Annotated in this window: 20 protein-coding genes, 1 rRNA gene and 1 riboswitch; of the genes, 7 read left to right on the top strand and 14 right to left on the bottom strand. The window is 43.5% G+C overall.

Features of this window, described 5'->3' with window-relative positions:
* Positions 1-15 precede the first annotated feature (15 nt).
* The 12 genes from thiH to ACLPIE_RS14015 all read right to left on the bottom strand — a co-directional run bounded on the left by thiH (position 16) and on the right by ACLPIE_RS14015 (position 11,439).
* The gene (thiH, locus tag ACLPIE_RS14070) at positions 16-1,137 is read right to left on the bottom strand and encodes a 2-iminoacetate synthase ThiH (protein WP_430262425.1); all 1,122 of its coding nucleotides are present in this window, start codon (positions 1,135-1,137) and stop codon (positions 16-18) included.
* Positions 1,134-1,904 carry a thiazole synthase gene (locus tag ACLPIE_RS14065; RefSeq protein WP_430262507.1) on the bottom strand — a complete coding sequence of 257 codons (771 nt, stop codon included), beginning with the start codon at positions 1,902-1,904 and terminating at the stop codon, positions 1,134-1,136. Before ACLPIE_RS14065 ends, thiH begins: the two co-directional genes overlap by 4 nt.
* Before the next feature lie 2 nt (positions 1,905-1,906).
* Positions 1,907-2,107 carry a sulfur carrier protein ThiS gene (gene thiS, locus ACLPIE_RS14060; RefSeq protein WP_430262424.1) on the bottom strand — a complete coding sequence of 67 codons (201 nt, stop codon included), beginning with the start codon at positions 2,105-2,107 and terminating at the stop codon, positions 1,907-1,909.
* Positions 2,095-2,853, bottom strand: coding sequence for a HesA/MoeB/ThiF family protein (locus tag ACLPIE_RS14055; RefSeq protein ID WP_430262423.1), 759 nt, complete (start codon positions 2,851-2,853; stop codon positions 2,095-2,097). The genes thiS and ACLPIE_RS14055 overlap by 13 nt, the downstream gene beginning before the upstream one ends.
* An 83-nt stretch (positions 2,854-2,936) precedes the next feature.
* A complete protein-coding gene (gene thiE, locus ACLPIE_RS14050; RefSeq protein WP_430262422.1) occupies positions 2,937-3,599 on the bottom strand; it encodes a thiamine phosphate synthase in 663 nt (220 codons plus the stop codon).
* On the bottom strand, positions 3,583-5,556 hold the full coding sequence (gene thiC / locus ACLPIE_RS14045) for a phosphomethylpyrimidine synthase ThiC (RefSeq protein ID WP_430262421.1): 1,974 nt from the start codon (positions 5,554-5,556) through the stop codon (positions 3,583-3,585). Before thiC ends, thiE begins: the two co-directional genes overlap by 17 nt.
* Positions 5,557-5,699: 143 nt before the next feature.
* A riboswitch (TPP riboswitch) is annotated at positions 5,700-5,812 on the bottom strand.
* Between the two features lie 313 nt (positions 5,813-6,125).
* A complete protein-coding gene (locus ACLPIE_RS14040; RefSeq protein ID WP_430262420.1) occupies positions 6,126-6,788 on the bottom strand; it encodes an HAD family hydrolase in 663 nt (220 codons plus the stop codon).
* Between the two features lie 15 nt (positions 6,789-6,803).
* On the bottom strand, positions 6,804-7,823 hold the full coding sequence (locus tag ACLPIE_RS14035) for an ABC transporter ATP-binding protein (RefSeq protein WP_430262506.1): 1,020 nt from the start codon (positions 7,821-7,823) through the stop codon (positions 6,804-6,806).
* Entirely contained in the window at positions 7,823-8,653 is an 831-nt protein-coding gene (locus ACLPIE_RS14030; protein ID WP_430262419.1) for an ABC transporter permease, read from the bottom strand. Before ACLPIE_RS14030 ends, ACLPIE_RS14035 begins: the two co-directional genes overlap by 1 nt.
* Positions 8,643-9,545, bottom strand: coding sequence for an ABC transporter permease (locus tag ACLPIE_RS14025; protein WP_430262418.1), 903 nt, complete (start codon positions 9,543-9,545; stop codon positions 8,643-8,645). Before ACLPIE_RS14025 ends, ACLPIE_RS14030 begins: the two co-directional genes overlap by 11 nt.
* Entirely contained in the window at positions 9,538-10,359 is an 822-nt protein-coding gene (locus ACLPIE_RS14020; RefSeq protein ID WP_430262417.1) for an alkaline phosphatase family protein, read from the bottom strand. Before ACLPIE_RS14020 ends, ACLPIE_RS14025 begins: the two co-directional genes overlap by 8 nt.
* Before the next feature lie 27 nt (positions 10,360-10,386).
* A complete protein-coding gene (locus ACLPIE_RS14015; RefSeq protein WP_430262416.1) occupies positions 10,387-11,439 on the bottom strand; it encodes an ABC transporter substrate-binding protein in 1,053 nt (350 codons plus the stop codon).
* Between the two features lie 244 nt (positions 11,440-11,683).
* On the opposite strand from ACLPIE_RS14015, the gene nudC reads away from it, so the two are divergent.
* The 6 genes from nudC (at position 11,684) to ACLPIE_RS13985 (ending at position 16,260) form a co-directional block, all read left to right on the top strand.
* On the top strand, positions 11,684-12,475 hold the full coding sequence (gene nudC, locus ACLPIE_RS14010) for an NAD(+) diphosphatase (RefSeq protein WP_430262415.1): 792 nt from the start codon (positions 11,684-11,686) through the stop codon (positions 12,473-12,475).
* A gap of 92 nt (positions 12,476-12,567) precedes the next feature.
* A complete protein-coding gene (hemE, locus tag ACLPIE_RS14005) occupies positions 12,568-13,632 on the top strand; it encodes a uroporphyrinogen decarboxylase (RefSeq protein WP_430262414.1) in 1,065 nt (354 codons plus the stop codon).
* A gap of 106 nt (positions 13,633-13,738) precedes the next feature.
* Positions 13,739-14,410 (top strand): deoxyribonuclease V, encoded by a 672-nt coding sequence (gene nfi, locus ACLPIE_RS14000; RefSeq protein ID WP_430262413.1) that lies wholly within the window; start codon positions 13,739-13,741, stop codon positions 14,408-14,410.
* Between the two features lie 74 nt (positions 14,411-14,484).
* Positions 14,485-15,072 carry a YjaG family protein gene (locus ACLPIE_RS13995; RefSeq protein ID WP_430262412.1) on the top strand — a complete coding sequence of 196 codons (588 nt, stop codon included), beginning with the start codon at positions 14,485-14,487 and terminating at the stop codon, positions 15,070-15,072.
* A 199-nt stretch (positions 15,073-15,271) separates the two neighbouring features.
* Positions 15,272-15,544, top strand: coding sequence for an HU family DNA-binding protein (locus ACLPIE_RS13990; RefSeq protein ID WP_430262411.1), 273 nt, complete (start codon positions 15,272-15,274; stop codon positions 15,542-15,544).
* An 89-nt stretch (positions 15,545-15,633) separates the two neighbouring features.
* Positions 15,634-16,260 (top strand): DUF1481 domain-containing protein, encoded by a 627-nt coding sequence (locus tag ACLPIE_RS13985; protein WP_430262410.1) that lies wholly within the window; start codon positions 15,634-15,636, stop codon positions 16,258-16,260.
* A gap of 150 nt (positions 16,261-16,410) precedes the next feature.
* On the opposite strand, the gene purD is transcribed toward ACLPIE_RS13985, so the two are convergent.
* Positions 16,411-17,694, bottom strand: a complete 1,284-nt coding sequence (gene purD, locus ACLPIE_RS13980) for a phosphoribosylamine--glycine ligase (protein ID WP_430262409.1) — start codon at positions 17,692-17,694, stop codon at positions 16,411-16,413.
* Positions 17,695-17,711: 17 nt separating this feature from the next.
* Positions 17,712-19,301, bottom strand: a complete 1,590-nt coding sequence (purH, locus tag ACLPIE_RS13975; protein WP_430262408.1) for a bifunctional phosphoribosylaminoimidazolecarboxamide formyltransferase/IMP cyclohydrolase — start codon at positions 19,299-19,301, stop codon at positions 17,712-17,714.
* A gap of 815 nt (positions 19,302-20,116) precedes the next feature.
* Here purH and ACLPIE_RS13970 point away from each other — a divergent pair.
* Positions 20,117-20,238, top strand: a 16S ribosomal RNA gene (locus tag ACLPIE_RS13970); the annotation flags it as partial.

Genomic DNA, 20,238 nt, shown 5'->3' with positions numbered 1-20,238 from the left:
TTAGCCCATTAACTATTAACGACCTAAATAGCCGTCCCAATCTTTCCAAACTGGCTGTAGTCCCGCTTGTACTAACGCTTGTGCTACTTGTGCCGCACTGCGGTTATCGTTTGGTGAAAACTGCTCCAGCTCTTCTTTGGTATCGGCATATCCCCCAGGTTGGGTTTTCGAGCCTGCACTGACATTATTGATTGCTAGTGGAACTACATGATCGCGAAAATAGGGTGATTCGCGGGTCGAGAGCGAAAGCTCCACATTGGGGGCGAGAAGCCTAAAAGCACAGATGAGTTGCACTAATTCAGCTTCATTCATCGATGATGCGGGTTGAACACCGCCTGCACAGGGTCGCAAACGAGGAAATGAAATAGAGTAACGACTTTGCCAATAGTGTTGCTGTAAATATAACAAATGCTCTGCCACCATATAGCAGTCGGTACGCCAACTATTGGATAAGCCAATTAATGCACCTAAGCCAATCTTGTCAATTCCTGCTTCACCTAAGCGCTCAGGGGTAGCAAGCCGCCAGTGGAAATCTTGTTTCTTGCCTTTTAGGTGGTGCAGTTGATAAGTCGGTTCATGGTAGGTTTCCTGATAAACCATCACACCATCAAGCCCGAGGGTTTTTAATTCTTTGTATTCATCCGTATCTAATGGCTGTACCTCCATCATCAACGAGCTAAAGTATTGGCGAATAATAGGGAATGTGTGACGAAAGTAGTCCATCCCGACTTTGCTTTGGTGCTCACCTGTGACTAATAATAAGCTATCAAAGCCAATATTACGGATAGTTTCACATTCATTTATTATCTCCGCATCATTCAGGGTTTTTCGTTTGATTTTATTACTCATCGAAAAGCCACAATATGTACAATCATTGGCACATAAGTTAGATAAGTAAAGAGGCACGTAAAACCCTACGGCATGGCCGAAGCGTTGGCGAGTTAACTGCTGGGCTTTTTGAGCCATAGACTCAACAAAAGGGTGGGCGGCAGGGGATAACAGTGCCATGAAATCATCTAAGGTTAAGGTATGACTGGCTAGCGCACGTTCTACATCTTGAGGTGTCTTACTGTTGATTCGTAGCGTAGTATCATCCCAGTCCAGCTGTTTTAAGCGTGCTCGAAAGCCCTCTTTCATTGTAATGCCTCCAGAAACTGCGTCAGAGGGCTTGAGGCTTGAGCTTGCTGCTGAGGCATTGCCAAGCCACTTTGCTGAGCTAATTCTGCCGCTTCAATGGCCAATTTGAACGCTTTCGCCATCAATACAGGCTGCCTAGCCACCGCAATCGCGGTATTCACCAATACGGCGTCAGCACCCATTTCGATGGCTTCGGCGGCATGGCTTGGCGCGCCAATGCCCGCATCGACAACGACAGGTACGCTAGCTTGTTCAATAATAATGCGCAGCATTTCTTTGGTCGCTAAACCTTTATTGGTGCCAATTGGCGCACCTAGTGGCATCACAGCTGCGCATCCCACTTCTTCTAGACGGCGGCATAGCACAGGGTCTGCACTGCAATAAGGTAGCACCACGAAGCCTTCTTTGACTAATTGTTCGGCAGCCAATAAGGTTTCAACGGGATCAGGCAGCAGATAACGCATATCAGGGTGAATTTCGAGTTTGACCCAGTTGGTTCCGAGTGCTTCACGGGCAAGTCGGGCGGCAAAGATGGCTTCCTGTGCATTCTTAGCCCCTGAAGTATTCGGCAATAATTTCACGCCGAGCTCTTGGAGCGGTTGTAAAATACCATCGTTTTTTCCCCGCAAATCGATGCGCTTCATCGCCATGGTCACTAATTGGCTACCCGAGGCTTGAATGGCTTCTTGCATCAGATTGGCGCTGGCAAATTTACCTGTGCCCGTAAACAAGCGTGATTGAAAAGTAAAATCTGCAATTTTTAACATCATTAGCCCCCAGCAATCGCTTGGAATAGCAAGATATTATCTTGATCATTAATGAGGTGAGAATCCCACTGACTTTTGGGAATAATCACTTGATTGATAGCAAGTGCGGTTCCCGCTGTTGAGCGTTCAAGGGCGGCGAACAATTGGTTTATGGTTAGTGGAGGATCAAATTCCATAGTTTGGTCATTAATTATGATATGCATGTTTCTTCTCTACAGACAGGACATTGCATTGATGGCGTTAATTGCAATGTATTCCATTGTTGCTGCTTCCCATCAAACAAACGTAGCTTGCCACTGAGGGAGGAAGGGAGGCCGACGAGGAGTTTGATGGCTTCCAATGCTTGCAAGGTACCGATGACACCAACAACAGGCCCAAGGACACCCGCAGTGCGACAATTACGTTCAGGCTCGTCTTGGTCAGGGTACAAACAGGCATAGCAACCTGAGCTAAAAGGCGGTTCAAGAACCATCAACTGGCCGCCAAATCCAACAGCGCTACCACTGACTAATGGGGTGTTTGTCATGACACAGGCCGCATTAACGGCATGGCGAGTTGCCATGTTGTCACAGCAATCAAGCACAAGGCTGACTTGTTCAACTAATGGAACTAAAGTCTCAATGTCTAATTTTTGGGCAATAACATGGGTTTTCACTAACGGATTGAGTTGCTGCAACCGCTGTGCCGCAAGTTGTGCTTTGGACTGAGCAATATCTTCGCTGCCGTAGAGCACTTGCCTTTGTAAATTAGAGATGTGTAAATCATCATGGTCTGCTAGCCATAATTCACCAACACCCGCCCCGGTTAAATAAAGTGATGCAGGGGAGCCGAGTCCCCCCAAACCGACAATTAGCACTTTGCTATTTTTGAGTCTTTGTTGCCCTTCAGGGCTAACATCTTCAAGCAGTAGCTGGCGGCTATAACGCATGAATTCTTGGTCACTCAACATAATTTGACCCCTTCGAATTATCATAATTAGGCCATTATTATTTAGTATAAAATGGCGCTAATATTATAATTTTTAATTAAATATCAAGAGTGATTGCGCTCAACCAAATTTAACAATGTTTCAGTTGCCGCACGCCAGTCATCCGCTTGGGTAATTGCACTTACCAATGCAACACTACCGACACCCGTGGTCAGTACCGCAGGGACTTTATCAATTGAGATCCCGCCAATGGCGACAGTTGGGTAATCAGGCGTGGCTTCAACCATGGCTTTTAGGGTTTCTAGACCTTGGGGGGACGATGGCATCTCTTTGGTTTGCGTAGGAAATATATGCCCCATGGCAATGTAAGAAGGACGAACGGATTTAGCGATAGCCAGTTCATGTTCATCATGAGTTGAAACGCCTAAACGTAGCCCTGCTTGGTGAATAGCTAATAAATCGGTTGTGGCTAAATCTTCTTGCCCGAGATGTACGCCATAAGCGCCAAATTCGACGGCGAGTCGCCAATAATCGTTGATAAATAAACGAGCGTTATGTTTTTTACCTAACATAATCGCTTCTTGGATATCATCGCGGACTTCAGCATCGTCTTTGTCTTTGATACGTAATTGGATAGTGGAAATCCCCGCATTCAGCAGGCGTTCAATCCATTCAACCGAGTCAACGACAGGGTAGAGGCCGAGGCGTTGCTCGGTCGCTGGGAAGGGGGTATCAGGAACAATAAGGGAGTTAGGCAATGTTTTCATTATCGGCCACCTCTGTGTTGACAATTTCAGCACCGTGATAAAGCTCGCTACCATGTGCGCGAAATGCTTCAGACATTTGCTCCATACCGGCTTCTTTTTTAGCTGCGTAGTCACGAACCTCTTGGGATATCTTCATTGAGCAGAATTTTGGCCCACACATGGAACAGAAATGGGCAATTTTCCCAGAGGCTTGTGGTAAGGTTTCATCGTGGTATTTACGTGCCGTTTCAGGGTCGAGTGCTAAGTTAAATTGGTCCTCCCAGCGGAACTCGAAACGCGCTTTGGACATGGCGTTATCGCGAATTTGCGCACCGGGGTGCCCTTTGGCTAAATCAGCTGCATGCGCCGCGATTTTATAGGTGATTAATCCCTGTTTTACATCCTCTTTATTGGGTAGCCCTAAATGCTCTTTAGGGGTGACATAGCACAACATCGCACAGCCAAACCAACCTATCATGGCGGCACCGATACCCGAGGTAAAGTGGTCATAACCCGGTGCGATATCCGTCGTCAGTGGCCCTAATGTGTAGAATGGTGCTTCATGGCAGTGTTCTAATTCTTCAGTCATATTGCGGCGGATCATTTGCATGGGTACGTGACCGGGACCTTCAATCATGACTTGTACATCATATTCCCATGCAATTTTTGTGAGTTCGCCAAGGGTATGTAATTCAGAGAATTGGGCTTCATCATTAGCATCTTGGATTGAGCCAGGACGTAAACCATCACCGAGTGACAGGGACACGTCATAAGCGGCACAAATTTCACAAATTTCACGGAAGTGTTCATACAAGAAATTTTCTTTGTGGTGGGACAGACACCATTTGGCCATGATAGAACCGCCACGAGAAACAATGCCTGTGAGACGCTTAGCCGTCATTGGCACGTAACGCAGCAAGACGCCAGCATGGATGGTAAAGTAATCGACGCCTTGCTCCGCTTGCTCTAACAACGTATCACGGAACATTTCCCATGTTAGGTTTTCGGCAACACCATTTACTTTTTCCAGTGCTTGATAGATGGGGACCGTACCGATAGGTACAGGGCTATTACGTAAAATCCATTCGCGGGTTTCGTGAATGTAACGCCCCGTCGATAAATCCATAACCGTATCTGCTCCCCAACGCGTTGACCAAATCAGTTTTTCCACTTCTTCTTCAATGGATGAGGTCACGGATGAGTTACCGATATTAGCATTCACTTTGACTAAGAAATTGCGACCGATAATCATCGGCTCTGATTCTGGATGGTTAATATTGGCTGGAATGATAGCGCGGCCAGCTGCAACTTCTTGACGTACGAACTCAGGGGTAATATTTTCAGGTAAGTTTGCACCAAAAGATTGCCCTGAATGCTGTTGCAGTAGAACGTCAGTTCGAATGCGCTCGCGCCCCATATTTTCACGAATGGCGATAAATTCCATTTCTGGCGTAATGATACCTTTGCGTGCGTAATGTAATTGGGTCACACATTTATTATCTTGCGCTTTTAATGGATGGGGGCGGTTGTTGAAACGTAAGTGGTCAAGCCCTGCATCAGCAAGGCGTTGCTGTGTGAAGTCTGAACTGAGATTTTCAACAGTAACCGTGTCTGCTCGTTCATTGATCCACGGCGCTCTTATTTTTTTGAGGCCTTTGTGGACGTTTAGTTTGGATGCCGGATCGCCGTAAGGACCCGATGTGTCGTAGATAGGAACCGGTTCGTTATCTTCGAATTGTGGGTTATCTTTGTCTCCTCCAAGTAGGGTCTGAGAAAGCTGTATTTCACGCATGGGGACTTGAATATCGTCCCTAGAACCTTGTAAATAAATACGTTTTGAATTGGGAAATGAAACTCCTGAAAGAGTATTAATATAGTTTTCTGCAGCATCTCTTTGTGCTTTGCGAGTGCGAGCTGGTGCCGCTTGTGGCGATAAATCTGCAGTAGGGATAACGTTTTGTTGTGTATTATTGGACATAGCAATTTCCTGACATTGTCACGGCTATCACAGGTTAATGTGAAGCGGGTTTATCGAAAGAAAGTTGCTTGTCAGGAGTTCGGAGGAGTAATAAAAAGATATTGCGGCTAATTTATCACCAGTAAGAACAGTGAGAATTGCGCTAAATGATTACTCTTGTTCCCTTCGCGGGTATTAACCCGATCAGGTTCCGCGGATCCCGAATTAACGGTCTCAGCCTGATGCATTAGCATGCTAGGCACTCCGACAAGAGATTTCAGTATAAGCTTTCCTCGTCATTCTTCAAGCGATAAGTGCGTTGGCTGCGCTTGGTTACCCAAGTCACATACTCATGTATGCTCCTTGGGATATCCTCGCTTGCCGCCTTCTTCTCACTTGAATAATTTAGAGGAAAGAGGTTGTTTTCCCCTCATTTCTCAAGCGATAAGTGCGTTGGCTGCGTTTGGCAACCCAAGTTACATGCGCATGTATGCTCCTTGGGATATTTCAGCTTATCGCTTTCCTCTAGCATGGATAATTTAGATAAACTTTTAGTTGAAACCCAAAATCAGGGGGATTAAATATAAGATTTATAAATCCCACTGATATTGCTGCCAATGATGCTCTTTAGCGGCTTGTATTAAACGAGGGTCACCGTTGACCACAAATGTTTCGTCAGCAAATTGACACATCGGCAGGTCATTAGCCGAGTCAGTATAAAAATAAACATAGGCATCTGTAATTGGCTGGTGGCGAATCCACTGTAATAGTCGTTTAACTTTGCCATCCTTGAATGTAGGGATGCCTTCAATTTCAGTGCCATAGCAGCCATTTTGTTGTTTTATATCGATACCCATCGCGACATCAGCACCCAGTTTTTCAGCAATCTTTTTCACGATAAATGAAACCGTGGCGGAAATTACAATAATAGGAACCCCTTCAGCGCGATAGTGGTTGATCGTCTGAATGGCATCAGGGTAGATCCGCGGCATAATTATGTTACTGACAAAGTCATTTAGCCACCGATCAACTTGCTCGACTTTAATGTCTGCAAGAGACTGCAAACTGAAGCGTAAATAAGTTGGCATATCCAAGGTTCCGGCATTGTATTGCGCCATCATCGCCTTATCTGCTTCAACAAATAGTGGATCGTTAATAATTTTTTGATCCCACAAGTATTGTGTCCACAGTACGCTGCTATCTCCTTGGATCAAGGTGTCATCCAAGTCGAAAATGGCTAATTTATTTTGCATTATATTCCTATCTTATTACTGGCTAAGGGCACGAATTTCATTTTTATTAAACATCAATTCGAGGTGAGTGCCTGGTTCAAATAAGCGCTCTGATGAGCGATTTAGTAAATCAACCGTCATGTTGCCAGCCGGCGTGTTTACGCTATAGCGAATGATATTCCCCAATAATTGATGGTCAATAATGATAGCATCAACAGGGTGTGAAATATGCTCCCCGTACTGACGACCAGCTTCTTTCACATAAATAGACTCAGGGCGAATGGCGAGTGTGCCTTGCAAATTTAAGCCTAGCATGGCATTGGCTTTTTTTGAATCAACTAGATTGTAATGGCCCATAAAGCGGGCGACAAACTCGTTAGCAGGTTGAGTATAAATATTCTCAGCACTATCACTTTGCACAATTTGGCCTTTATTCATCAGAAAAATACGGTCTGACATAATCATGGCTTCGTCTTGGTCGTGGGTGACAAAAATAGTTGTCAGGCCTAACTCGCGCTGAATATGGCGAATTTGTTGACGCAAGTGTTTACGAATGCGGGCATCTAGGGCGGATAATGGTTCATCAAGCAGCAAAATTTGCGGTTTCATAACTAATGCTCTTGCCAATGCAACCCGTTGACGCTGACCACCAGATAACTGATGTGGGTATTGTTGTTCTTTTCCTTGTAACTCCACCATCTCAATCACTTCTGAAACGGCTTTTACTCTTTCATCGCCACCGACTTTACGCATTTTCAAACCAAACGCGATGTTATCTGCTACGGTCATATTAGGAAACAAAGCATAGCTTTGAAACACCATCCCAACTCCCCGCTGTTGAGCGGCATGATGAGTCACATTTTGACGATTAATATACAGTTCGCCATTATTGAGCTGCTCAAGCCCCGCAATACAGCGTAATAGAGTGGATTTTCCACAGCCACTGGGCCCTAATAGGGTAATGAACTCACCTTTTTCAATCGTGAATTGAATATCGGTAAAAACATGGTTTGTACCAAAGGACTTCGCTAAATTTTCAGCAATAACATAACTCATCATTCATCTCCTGAACGATTTAAACGTGTTGCTAACCATGTCAGCAATAACGTAAAGAGAAAATAAGACATCACGAGCGCGGATGTGAAGTGACCACTGGTCTGGCGCATATTGAATAGATAAATCTGTAGTGTCTCGTAGCGTGTCCCCACAAGGATATTGGCAAACACAAATTCACCCATTAAAAATGAAAATGAAATTAATAAAGAAACCAGCATTCCCTTACGGATATTGGGTAGCACTATCGTCATAAAAGCGCTGAACGTACTAGCGCCTAATAAATGAGCTGCATCCATTAAGTCGTGTAAATGAATACCTTGAAAACTATTTGCTAGAGCGCGATACATAAAAGGTAGCGTGATGGTGAAATAGGTACCAATTAAGATCCATGGCGTGCCCACTAACATAAAAGGTTCATCCGCAAATATTTGCAGTAACCCGACTGATGACACAACGGGGGGGATAGCAAAAGGAAGAATAATCAGTAAATCCATCAATCCCTTAAGTTTAGGGAATCGATAAAATACCGCAAAAGTCATTGGTAAAATGACTAAGGTGCTAATTAGCAAGGTAGCAAAACAGATAATCAATGAACGGAGAAAGGCCATCAGAAACCGCGGGTCTTGCCATAGCTGTAGGTACCATTTTAATGATAGGCCATCAGGTAACACGGTTGCGCCCCAAGAACTGGCAATAGAGTAAAAAAACGTAGCAATAATAGGCAGCGCTAATAAGCTAGCGACACTGACTAAGATAACTTTATGGAACCATAGCCCCGAGTCTTTATGGCTATTATTAATACTTGAGGCGAGCGCATGATTATTTTGCATGGTAGCTCCGTTTGATGAGCCAATGATGAATTGCGGTGATAAAACCTAAAATTGCAATCAGCAGAATGGATAATGCGGCGGCCATATTCGGTTCAAGGAACAGATCACCAGAAACCAAGCTGGCAATGCGGATTGTCACTAAATTGTAATTCCCACTGGTCAGGGCGTAGGTACTTGCATAGGCTCCCATTGCATTGGCAATCAAAATAACAAACGTACCGAGCAACGCAGGAGAAAGCACCGGAATAGCAACTTTTCGCCAATAAGTGAGTTTGCTTGCCCCCATCGTTTTTGCGGCATCTTCCCATTCAGGCTTTAGCGCATCAAAAGCAGGGTAAAGTAATAAAATACCTAATGGTATTTGGAAATACACATACAACAGCATCAAGCCACTTGCACTGTAAATATTAAAATCTTCAATTATTCCCCAAGCCTTAAGTTGCAAGGTGATTGCGCCGTTGAAACCTAAAATGATGATAAAAGCGAAAGCAAGAGGAACACCGCTAAAGTTACTTGCCATGGTGGTAAAGGAAATCATCATCCGGCGTACTTTACCTTGCATCCTATAGATAGAAAAAGCCGTCACACCAGAAATGAATAAGCCAACAACGCTACAAATGACGGAAAGCCATAAGGTATTTTCGAAAGCTTGCAGGTAAAAATCATTACTAAATACCTCAAGATAGTTACCCAGAGACCACGCTTCTTCGTAGATAAAGCTGTTTACGAGTATCCAAATCATTGGTGCAACTTGAAATAAACAAAACAGCACACCAAATGGTAGGAGCAACAAAGCGGCTCGCCAATGAAAATACGCCAGTTGTTTTTTTAACAGAGCTATTTTCCCTTGTTGTTGGTTAGTTTGTTCACAGGAGGCGATAACATCAGCCATGACTTTCTCCTTGTAATAGCCCTTCACAGACTGACTTATTGAGAGAATCTATGCCAAGTAGGCGGCAAATGGTTCCACAAATAGCCGTTTGCTCAATGTCACAAGGTTGATGTGAAAATTGTGAGCCAATCACAAACAATGGAACAGAGCACTCCTCTGGTAGTGTCCCGCCATGACTGCGATCGTTATTCATGCCATGGTCGCTGGTGATTAAAATCTGATAATCTTGTTCAATCCAAGTGGGAATATAATTCGACAAAATAATGTCTGCATGACGTGCGGTATTACGGTATTGGGGCGAATCAAAGCCAAACTTATGCCCAACATCGTCAATATTCATTGGATGAATTAATAAAAAATCAGGGGAATATTGGCTACGTAAGTATTCCGCATCCATAAATAAGTGATCATCTGGGTAATGATCGGCTTGGTAGAAACAACCATGTTGGATAGTGAGGGATTCATCATGAGTAAAACGATCTCGATTCGCCACAAAAGGTGCGCGATTATATAACTCGCTCACCCAATAATAAGCCGCAGCTGCGGTTGTTTTCCCCGCAAGGCGCGCGAGGGAAAAGATGCTGTCAAAGTGGGAAAGGCGAACAATTTCATTATTTACAATACCGCTTTCGACAGGAGGAATACCCGTTAAAATACACTCATATAATGGGCGGGACATGGAAGGGAGTTCACACTCCAGTTTGTAAAGCGTTGCGCTGTCGGCTTTGATAAGGCCATTGAGATAGCCCATGCAGTGATGGGCTACTGAATAACTTAAACCGTCTAGGACAACAAGTATGACTTTCTTTGACATCAGACTTTGGTTCCTAAAATCGATAGATTATTGTTGGTGGATCAGCACTTGCTGTTGCCACATTTTAGGTAAGTTGCGTGATGATTTTTCCCAACCCTCGGCATCTTTGATTGGATGAACATTTTGGTATTGTTCTTCAGGTAGCAATTTAGCTTTAATATCATCAGGTAAGGTTATATATTGCGCACGGATTGGGCGTGCATAACCTTCGGCAAGGTTAATTTGCCCCTTATCACTGAAAATAAACTCACGAGCTAACTTCGCTGCGTTAGGGTTTTTGGCGAATTTGTTGATGATAGTGGTGTAACCCGAGATCACGGAACCATCAGATGGGATCACGACAGTAAAGCGATCTCGCTTGATCTGATCACGGTAATTGAGTGCGTTAAAGTCCCATAAGATCCCAACTTCCACTTCGCCTTTTTCGATATTGGCGACGGTTGGATCATTCACTGACAGGCGTTTTTGTTTCGCTAATTCAGCAAATAATTCAATGGCAGGTTTTAGGTTATTTTCATCACCACCGCGTGCAAATGCTGCGGCTAATACGGCATTATTGGCTTGTGCCGCAATACCGACATCACCTACAGTGACCTTGTATTTGCCTTTTAATAAATCATCCCAGCTTTTTGGTGCATCTTTGACTAAATCATTATTAATCATAAAAGCAATCGAGCCTGTGTAAGCCAGCGCCCAATGACCGTCTTTATCTTTAGCCCAATCAGGAATTTGTGACCATGTCGTTGGTTTATAAGGCTGAGTGACGCCTTTTTGTACTGCAACAGGGCCGAAAGACGCACCAACATCACCGATATCAGCGGTAGCATTATTTTTTTCGGCGGCAAATTTGGCGATTTCTTGTGCTGAGCTCATGTCTGTATCTTGGTGCTTTAAGCCATATTGAGAGGCTAAGTCTTGCCAAGTTCCCTTCCAGTTAGCCCAAGTATCAGGCATCCCAACACTGTAAACTTGTCCTTCTTTTTTTGCTGCATTGATTAATTCGGTGAGGTTAGCATCTGTGGCTAATGCCATACTTGACGTTGTCAGTGATAGTAAAATTGCAGGTACAATTGCTTTCATCTTTGTTCTCACTCTTGAGGAGCCGTATTGGTTACTTAGCATCCTAAGTTTAAGACGTGACAGCCAGTTGACCTTTTTATGACAGTTTTTAGACATTTTATGGGATAGATCGTCTAAAAACTGTCAAAATTATCCCTGACAAAAGATGAAACAAACGTTTGAATGACATTGTGTAAAAGAAGTGTATTGTGTCAATAATAGCCTCTAATTTATCGATAATGACAACCCATAAAAGATATGAAAAATGAATAAATTAACATTAGTTGGAACAGAAAGTGGCTGGTGGTTCGTCTGTTTCGCCGGTCGTCTATGGTTACCTAGGGGGGATATACCTCGTGGTACAGCGAAAGACTATTCATTAGAAGGAAAGATTGCGACTCCAATTGGTGAATGGCAGGGTGAAATTGTTTGGTTAGTTGCAGAGAAGATGCCATCGGATATGGCGTCCCCTCGGATTGTTGCGGCTCAAGATGAAGGTTTGTTCCGTTTAGCAGGGCGGGGAGTACAACTTGCTGAATTCTATCGGTCACATCGCTATTGTGGGTATTGTGGCACCGCGATGCGCCATAGTACTACAGAGTGGGCTTGCCTATGTGACCATTGTCATGAGCGTTATTATCCGCAAATTGCCCCATGTATTATTGTTGGAATTCGTCGTGGTGATCATATTCTTCTGGCTCAACATCGCCGACATTCTCAAAACCCACTCTTTACGGTATTGGCAGGCTTTGTTGAAGTCGGAGAGACATTAGAAGAAGCCGTTATGCGCGAAGTTATGGAAGAAAGTCGTATTAAGGTGAAAAATATTCGCTACGTCTCTTCACAGCCTTGGCCTTTCCCTCATTCTCTTATGATGGGGTTTCTTGCAGATTATGACAGTGGTGAAATTCAAGTCGACCCAAAAGAATTAGTCAGTGCAAATTGGTATCATTACAATGAGTTGCCGCTTATCCCCCCGAGCGACACGATTGCGAGGCGCTTGATTGAGGATACAGTTGCGCTTTGTCGTCAAAGTGAATATGAAACCAGCAAATAGCACAGCGCTGATATTGTTGCCTTTTACATGTTACAATAGCTATCTTCGCTTTTAGCCATTTGAGGCGGCCACTTATAATAATGGAGTAAATAATGACTGAGTTAAAAAATGACCGCTATCTACGTGCATTGCTACGTCAGCCTGTAGATGTGACCCCTGTCTGGATGATGCGTCAAGCAGGGCGTTACCTGCCTGAATATAAAGCAACGCGTGCTGAAGCTGGTGATTTTATTGCTCTGTGCAAAAATACAGAGTTGGCTTGTGAAGTTACGTTACAGCCATTACGTCGTTTCCCTCTAGATGCTGCGATTTTATTCTCTGATATCCTAACAATCCCAGATGCAATGGGGCTTGGTCTTTACTTTGAAACAGGCGAGGGCCCACGTTTTCAAAAACCGATTACAAGTGCAGCGGATGTGAAAAATATCCCAATTCCTGACCCTGAAATGGAATTAGGTTATGTGATGGATGCGGTACGAGCTATTCGTAAAGCGCTAGAAGGTAACGTACCGTTGATTGGTTTTTCGGGTAGCCCTTGGACATTAGCGACTTACATGGTAGAAGGTGGTAGCAGCAAAGCCTTTACTAAAATCAAAAAAATGATGTATGAAGACCCGAACATCTTGCATTTATTATTGGATAAACTGGCTGATAGTGTCATTTTATACCTTAATGCGCAAATTCGTGCGGGTGCACAATCTATCATGATTTTTGATACTTGGGGTGGCGTGCTGACTAAGCGTGACTATTTGCAATTCTCATTGAATTATATGCATAAAATTATTGATGGCCTGATTAGAGAAAACGATGGTCGCCGTGTACCTGTTACATTATTCACTAAAGGTGGCGGTCAGTGGTTAGAAGAAATGGCCGCAACAGGTTGTGATGCTTTAGGGCTGGATTGGACCACTGAAATTGCCGATGCTCGTCGCCGTGTTGGTGACAAAGTTGCTTTGCAAGGGAATATGGACCCATCTATGCTATATGCACCGTCTGCACGTATAGAAGAAGAGGTGCAAAATATACTCGCAGGTTTTGGTCAAGGTGAAGGGCATGTATTCAACCTAGGACATGGCATCCATCAGGATGTACAACCTGAACATGCAGGCACATTTGTAGACGCAGTTCATCGTTTTTCTCGCCAATATCATCAGTAATTATCATTTATTATTCTTGATTTATGGTGTATTTATTGAACCTTGTAAGTACACCATTATCATCTATGATTAAGAATTATTAAGTATCGCTAGCATTGGACGCATTATGGTTTTAGATACTAAATCATTACGACAGCAACAAATTGACCTAGCCGCACACGTTATTTTACAAGATGAATACTCGTCACCTCAGTGGATTGGTGGGGCTGATGTCGGTTTTGAACAACAGGGCTCGGTAACACGGGCTGTCATTACCGTTCTATCATGGCCGCAACTGGAGCTGGTGGAGTATCAAATCGCACGAGTCCCAACTCCACTGCCTTATATTCCAGGGTTACTTTCATTTCGTGAAGTTCCAGGGTTAATGGCGGCTTGGGAGAAAATACAGCATAAGCCGGAACTTGTCTTAGTTGACGGACAAGGAATTGCCCATCCGAGGCGTTTGGGTGTCGCTAGCCATTTTGGCTTGCTGGCAAATGTGGCAACCATTGGTGTTGCCAAAAGCCGTTTGTGTGGTGACGATGTTATACCGGATGAAGAACCCACAAGTTACCTTCCATTAATGGCAGGTGAAGAACAACTAGGTTGGGTATTACGTAGCAAAAAACGTTGTAAGCCATTGTATATTTCACCAGGGCATAAAATAGATTTTTTATCTTCATTAACATGGGTTAACCAAAGCCTTCGAGGGTATAGATTGCCAGAACCAACGCGTTTTGCTGACGGAATTGCCTCAAATCGAGTATTTTTTAAGCGAATGAATGAGAAAATCAGCTAATTATCAGCAAAATATGTGGCATTGAGAGATTTTCAGGTAAACTGCGAAGTATTAAGATTGATGAGTCAGAAATTATGTTAAGAAATCCCATTCATTTGAGGTTGGAAAAATTAGAAAGCTGGCAACATGTCACTTTTATGGCAAGCCTATGTGAAAGAATGTATCCCAATTTTCAAATGTTTTGTCAGCAAACTGAATTTGCCGATGCTAAAGTTTATCGTGCCATCCTTGATTTGGTTTGGGAAACATTAGTCATCAAAGATAGTAAAGTTAATTTCGACAATCAGTTAGAAAAATTAGAAGAAATTATCCCAACAGCTGATGATTTCGATATGTATGGTGTGTATCCAGCTATTGATGCCTGCATTGCATTGGGTGAAGTTATTCACTCAAAATTGAGTGGAGAAACACTCGAACATGCGATATTGGTTAGCGAAGCATCCATTCGTACAGTTGCCATGCTCGAAATGACTCAAGCAGGGCGGGAAATGACTGAAGAAGAGCTCAAAGAAATGCCTGCTATAGAAGAAGAGTGGGATATCCAGTGGGACATTTTCCGTTTACTGGCAGCTTGTGAAGAGCGCGACTTAGAGTTAATTAAAGGATTAAAATCTGACCTTCGCGAAGCGGGGGTGAGTAATATAGGTATTACATTAAGCTAATTTTCACACTTTCGTTAACGAAAACGTGACTTGACGCAGTAATGCTGAGTACTAAGGCTTCACATTTGCCCCTACTCTGGTCTACATTTAGGGGCGAGAAGAAGTGGCTATCGGGGGCGTGTATCAGGGGCTGTCAATTTGGCATATCCGACGCACTCGATGCTTTGCAAACGATAAACACACTGTGTAAGGATTATTTATGAACAAGACTGAATTAGTTGATGCTATCGCAGAATCAGCGGACCTGACAAAAGTTCAGGCAAAAGCAGCTTTAGAATCTACTCTGAATGCTATCTCTGAAACGCTGAAAAAAGGCGAACAAGTCCAACTGGTCGGTTTCGGTACTTTTAAAGTTAGCCACCGTGCAGCTCGTACTGGTCGTAACCCTCAAACTAAAGCAGAAATCCAAATTCCTGCTACAACTGTACCCGCTTTCTCTGCCGGTAAAGCACTGAAAGACGCAGTTAAATAAGTACATTGTACAGTCGAATTATCAAGAGGGGTAAAAATCTACCCCTTTTGTTTATTCAAAAAAGGTTGCTAGTATTGGGAGTTATCTCAATGCTAAGCGCCTGTTCTTCCAATGCGCCAAAGCTTCCCGAGTTTAGCGCCAGTGGTTTTATTGCTGATGATGGCGTCATTCGGATGTGGCGATTAAATGACGCAAAAAGCCAGCCTCTGGTCTTGATGGTGGTTTATAGCCCCTATAAAGGCACGAATACCTCAGTAAATTTTTTCGAATATCGTTCAGGTGAACTCTGGCAAATCCGTAGCCAAGAGTTAAACCAACAAGGTGGCGATATTACAGAACAATTACGCTTTGATAAAAATAATGATGTTATTTTTATGCAGCGAACTCAGCAAGATAATAAAACGCCTCTTTCTTCTGATGATATTGCTCGTTGGCGTTTTGAAGCCGAGCGGGTGCTCGATGTGAATACGGCTTTAGTGGTTGGTGGCGTAAAGCTTTACCAAGGTTATTGGCAGCAAGGTAAAATAACCACCTGTGAAGGTGAGGTGCGTGATGTGGTTTTTGAACCTTATGCAGAAAACTGGTTGCAAAGTCGAGCCGCAGCTTGGCGCTCTAAACTTAATTTAGCATGGCTGGAATCTGAAGAAGGAACGCAGCTTTTGATGGTAGCGGATACCGATTTTTGCAGCTGGCAACCGAGTAAAGATTCACTCTAACTTCACCGTTCGTCGTATTTAAATCCTAGTTATGCTCCGAAAGGCATAGGGGATCGGCTGTGTGAAGGTCAATGGCAAAAGCAATAGAATAAATAAAACAAAAAGCTGATAAAAATTTCTTCCTATCAGCTTGTAGGTCATTTTGTTCTATTACTTAATACGTGCGATAGCACGGTAGCCAATATCATTGCGATAAAAGCTATTATTCCAATGAATGTTTTTTGCTGCTTCATACGCTTTAGCTTGGGCTTTGGCAATATCATCACCTAATGCAGTGACGCACAACACACGGCCACCGGCAGTGACAACCATTCCTTCTTTCAGACGTGTTCCTGCATGGAAAACCTTGCTATCAGAAGCTTCAGTGGTGGGTAACCCAGAAATGATATCACCACTATGGTAATCATTTGGGTAGCCTCCAGCAGCAATAACGATACCTAATGCAGAGCGTTCATCCCATTGGGAATCTTTACCCGCTAACTCTCCTTTCGCTCCCGCTAAGCACAGTGCAACTAAATCCGACTGCAAGCGCATCATGATTGGCTGAGTTTCAGGATCACCAAAACGGCAGTTAAATTCGATAACTTTAGGGTTACCCGCGTTATCTATCATCAAACCTGCATACAAGAAACCTTGATAGCGATTCCCCTCTTTCGCCATTCCTTTAACCGTTGGGGAAATCACTTGCTCCATCACACGTTGATGTACCTCATCAGTAACGACAGGTGCAGGGGAGTAAGCGCCCATACCACCCGTATTTGGACCTGTGTCTCCGTTACCAACACGTTTATGATCTTGGCTAGTTGCCATTGGAATGATATTTTCGCCATCAACCATAACGATAAAGCTGGCTTCTTCGCCATCAAGAAACTCTTCAATCACGATACGGTGCCCTGCATCGCCAAATGCATTACCCGCTAACATATCGTGAACGGCATCTCTGGCTTCTTGCAGAGTCATAGCAACAATAACGCCTTTTCCCGCAGCAAGGCCATCAGCTTTAATCACAATAGGCGCGCCAACTTTCTCTAAGTAAGCCAGAGCAGGTTCTATCTCAGTAAAATTTTCATAAGCGGCAGTTGGGATATTATGACGCGCTAAAAAATCTTTGGTAAACGCTTTTGACCCCTCAAGTTGTGCAGCGCCTTTGGTTGGGCCAAAAATAGTTAGCCCTGCTTGTTTAAATGCATCAACCACACCAATAACTAAAGGTGCTTCAGGGCCTACAATGGTTAAATCGATTTGTTTTTCTTTAGCAAATTGTAGTAACCCATCAATATCAGTTGCTGAAATATTCACGTTTTCAAGTGCGGGCTCTAACGCTGTTCCTGCATTACCGGGAGCAACATAGACTTTATCTGCTAAAGGTGATTGTGCGGCTTTCCACGCTAAGGCATGTTCACGGCCACCACCACCAATAATTAAAATTTTCATGGCGAGTCTCCTAATAATTAATGACGGAAATGGCGCATGTTAGTGAAGATCATTGCAATGCCGTGTTCATTGGCTGCTGCAATCACTTCATCATCACGGATAGACCCACCCGGCTGGATAACACAAGTTACACCTACCGCTGCTGCCGCATCAATACCATCACGGAATGGGAAAAAAGCATCTGAGGCCATAGCACAGCCTGCAACTTCTAAGCCTTCATCAGCTGCTTTAATTCCTGCTATTTTGGCTGAATACACACGGCTCATCTGGCCTGCACCAATTCCAACGGTCATGTCATTTTTGGCATAAACAATAGCATTAGATTTTACAAACTTAGCGACTTTCCAGCAGAACATGGCATCTTGTAATTCACGCTCTGTAGGTTGGCGGTTTGTGACGACACGCAGCGCTTCTTTTTCAATCATTCCTAAATCGCGATCTTGAACCAACAATCCACCATTTACACGTTTAAAGTCTAAGCTTGTAACAGGTTTGCTCCATTCGCCGCATTCAAGCACACGTACATTTTGCTTGGTTTCAAGAACAGGAAGTGCATCTTTTGCAACAGAAGGCGCAATAATGACCTCCACAAATTGGCGATCAATAATGGATTGCGCTGTTTCTTTATCTAATGGACGGTTAAAAGCGATAATGCCCCCAAAAGCAGACGTTGGATCTGTTTTAAACGCATTATCATAAGCAGCATGAATATTATTACCGATAGCAACCCCGCATGGGTTGGCATGTTTGACAATCACACATGCAGGCTCTTCGAATGACTTCACACACTCAAGTGCAGCATCTGTATCGGCAATATTATTATATGACAGTGCTTTGCCTTGGATCTGCTGTGCCGTTGCAATTGAAGCTTCTTTCGGATTTTCTTCTATATAGAAAGCAGCATCTTGATGGCTGTTTTCTCCATAGCGCATATCTTGCTTTTTGATAAAGTTTAAATTCAAGGTGCGAGGAAAGCGGCCTGAAGGCTGTGTCGTATCACCATAATAAGGCGCTACTAACTCACCAAAATAGTTGGCTATCATGCTGTCATAGGCAGCGGTATGCTCAAAAGCTTTAATTGCGAGGTCAAAACGTGTTGACCAATTCAGGGCGTTTTCATGACCATCCATCTCATCAATAATAGTTTGGTAATCATTACTATTCACTACAATTGCCACATCTTTATGATTTTTTGCAGCGGAACGTACCATTGTAGGGCCGCCGATATCAATATTCTCTACAGCATCTTCAAGGGTACAGTTTGGCTTTGCCACGGTTTGGGCAAACGGATATAGATTCACAACGACCATATCGATTGGGGCGATATCATGTTGTTGCATGATGGCATCATCAGTACCACGACGGCCTAAAATTCCTCCGTGCACTTTTGGGTGCAATGTTTTCACACGGCCGTCCATCATTTCAGGGAATCCTGTGTAATCTGAAACTTCAGTTACATTTAGACCTGATTCAGCAAGTAACTTTGCAGTACCGCCAGTAGATAGAAGCTCAACACCACGTTGAGATAGCGCCTTAGCGAATTCAACAACCCCTGTTTTATCAGACACACTAAGCAGGGCACGACGAATAGGACGAAGCAGTTGCATGAGATAGATCCCTTGGATTTGAATAAATAAGGCAATAACGATATCTATTAGTGAAAAACTAGAGTGCTCTTCTTATATACCTATTTATAAAAGCAGCGTGGAATTTGCAAGCTTCTTCCATAGCAATATATAAGTCACTAACAATTTCAGAACATAAAAATAAAATCAATGCTGAAATTTCGTGCTAATTGTAACGCAAACGTTTGCGTAATGCGCGATAAATTTAAAATTATTTTTGTCTTGTGGATAAAATAGTGGATAACTCAGTATAACTAGGGGGGTTGCTGTGGAATGCAGCAGTTGAACTAAAAATGGCAAAAAATCTTAAAAAAAGGGTTGCGAGATTTCTTAGACTCCCTATAATGCGCATCCACTGACCGGGAACAAGACAACGCAAAGCGCGATGAACACTGAAACGGCAGCGAGAGATTCTGAAAAGAAAAAGCAAAAAAATGCTTGACTCTCACGGAGGAAAACGTAATATACGCCTCCTCGCAGCAACAACCGAAAGGTTGATTTTAATTAAGAAAAGCTGCAACGCTCTTTAACAATTTATCAGACAATCTGTGTGGGCACTCACAGGACACTATCAAAAAAATATTTGATTTTAAGTCTTGAAGAGTGACTAACACGTTAATTCATATATATGAAATAAGGTAGTAACGCTTATTTTGGAAGGATAACGCGAAGGCAGGCAGAGATAACCCGAGACAGTACTTCGGTACGGCGAGGGGAAGCGATGCGAAGTCGACAAAGTTAGCCGAACAAAAGAACGTTACGGTCAGTAAGACATTCTTTGAGCATCAAGCTACTTTTAATTGAAGAGTTTGATCATGGCTCAGATTGAACGCTGGCGGCAGGCCTAACACATGCAAGTCGAGCGGTAACAGGGGAAGCTTGCTTCTCGCTGACGAGCGGCGGACGGGTGAGTAATGTA

It is taken from the genome of Providencia sp. Me31A (assembly GCF_050487165.1).
GTDB lineage: Bacteria > Pseudomonadota > Gammaproteobacteria > Enterobacterales > Enterobacteriaceae > Providencia.
This window is presented reverse-complemented; position numbering and strand designations above follow the sequence as displayed.

Bases quoted from the DNA above. Each gene is read 5' to 3' on its own strand.
- thiH (WP_430262425.1), bottom strand. From the start codon at position 1,137: ATGAAAGAGGGCTTTCGAGCACGCTTAAAACAGCTGGACTGGGATGAT.
- ACLPIE_RS14065 (WP_430262507.1), bottom strand. From the start codon at position 1,904: ATGTTAAAAATTGCAGATTTTACTTTTCAATCACGCTTGTTTACGGGC.
- thiS (WP_430262424.1), bottom strand. From the start codon at position 2,107: ATGCATATCATAATTAATGACCAAACTATGGAATTTGATCCTCCACTA.
- ACLPIE_RS14055 (WP_430262423.1), bottom strand. From the start codon at position 2,853: ATGTTGAGTGACCAAGAATTCATGCGTTATAGCCGCCAGCTACTGCTT.
- thiE (WP_430262422.1), bottom strand. From the start codon at position 3,599: ATGAAAACATTGCCTAACTCCCTTATTGTTCCTGATACCCCCTTCCCA.
- thiC (WP_430262421.1), bottom strand. From the start codon at position 5,556: ATGTCCAATAATACACAACAAAACGTTATCCCTACTGCAGATTTATCG.
- ACLPIE_RS14040 (WP_430262420.1), bottom strand. From the start codon at position 6,788: ATGCAAAATAAATTAGCCATTTTCGACTTGGATGACACCTTGATCCAA.
- ACLPIE_RS14035 (WP_430262506.1), bottom strand. From the start codon at position 7,823: ATGAGTTATGTTATTGCTGAAAATTTAGCGAAGTCCTTTGGTACAAAC.
- ACLPIE_RS14030 (WP_430262419.1), bottom strand. From the start codon at position 8,653: ATGCAAAATAATCATGCGCTCGCCTCAAGTATTAATAATAGCCATAAA.
- ACLPIE_RS14025 (WP_430262418.1), bottom strand. From the start codon at position 9,545: ATGGCTGATGTTATCGCCTCCTGTGAACAAACTAACCAACAACAAGGG.
- ACLPIE_RS14020 (WP_430262417.1), bottom strand. From the start codon at position 10,359: ATGTCAAAGAAAGTCATACTTGTTGTCCTAGACGGTTTAAGTTATTCA.
- ACLPIE_RS14015 (WP_430262416.1), bottom strand. From the start codon at position 11,439: ATGAAAGCAATTGTACCTGCAATTTTACTATCACTGACAACGTCAAGT.
- nudC (WP_430262415.1), top strand. From the start codon at position 11,684: ATGAATAAATTAACATTAGTTGGAACAGAAAGTGGCTGGTGGTTCGTC.
- hemE (WP_430262414.1), top strand. From the start codon at position 12,568: ATGACTGAGTTAAAAAATGACCGCTATCTACGTGCATTGCTACGTCAG.
- nfi (WP_430262413.1), top strand. From the start codon at position 13,739: ATGGTTTTAGATACTAAATCATTACGACAGCAACAAATTGACCTAGCC.
- ACLPIE_RS13995 (WP_430262412.1), top strand. From the start codon at position 14,485: ATGTTAAGAAATCCCATTCATTTGAGGTTGGAAAAATTAGAAAGCTGG.
- ACLPIE_RS13990 (WP_430262411.1), top strand. From the start codon at position 15,272: ATGAACAAGACTGAATTAGTTGATGCTATCGCAGAATCAGCGGACCTG.
- ACLPIE_RS13985 (WP_430262410.1), top strand. From the start codon at position 15,634: ATGCTAAGCGCCTGTTCTTCCAATGCGCCAAAGCTTCCCGAGTTTAGC.
- purD (WP_430262409.1), bottom strand. From the start codon at position 17,694: ATGAAAATTTTAATTATTGGTGGTGGTGGCCGTGAACATGCCTTAGCG.
- purH (WP_430262408.1), bottom strand. From the start codon at position 19,301: ATGCAACTGCTTCGTCCTATTCGTCGTGCCCTGCTTAGTGTGTCTGAT.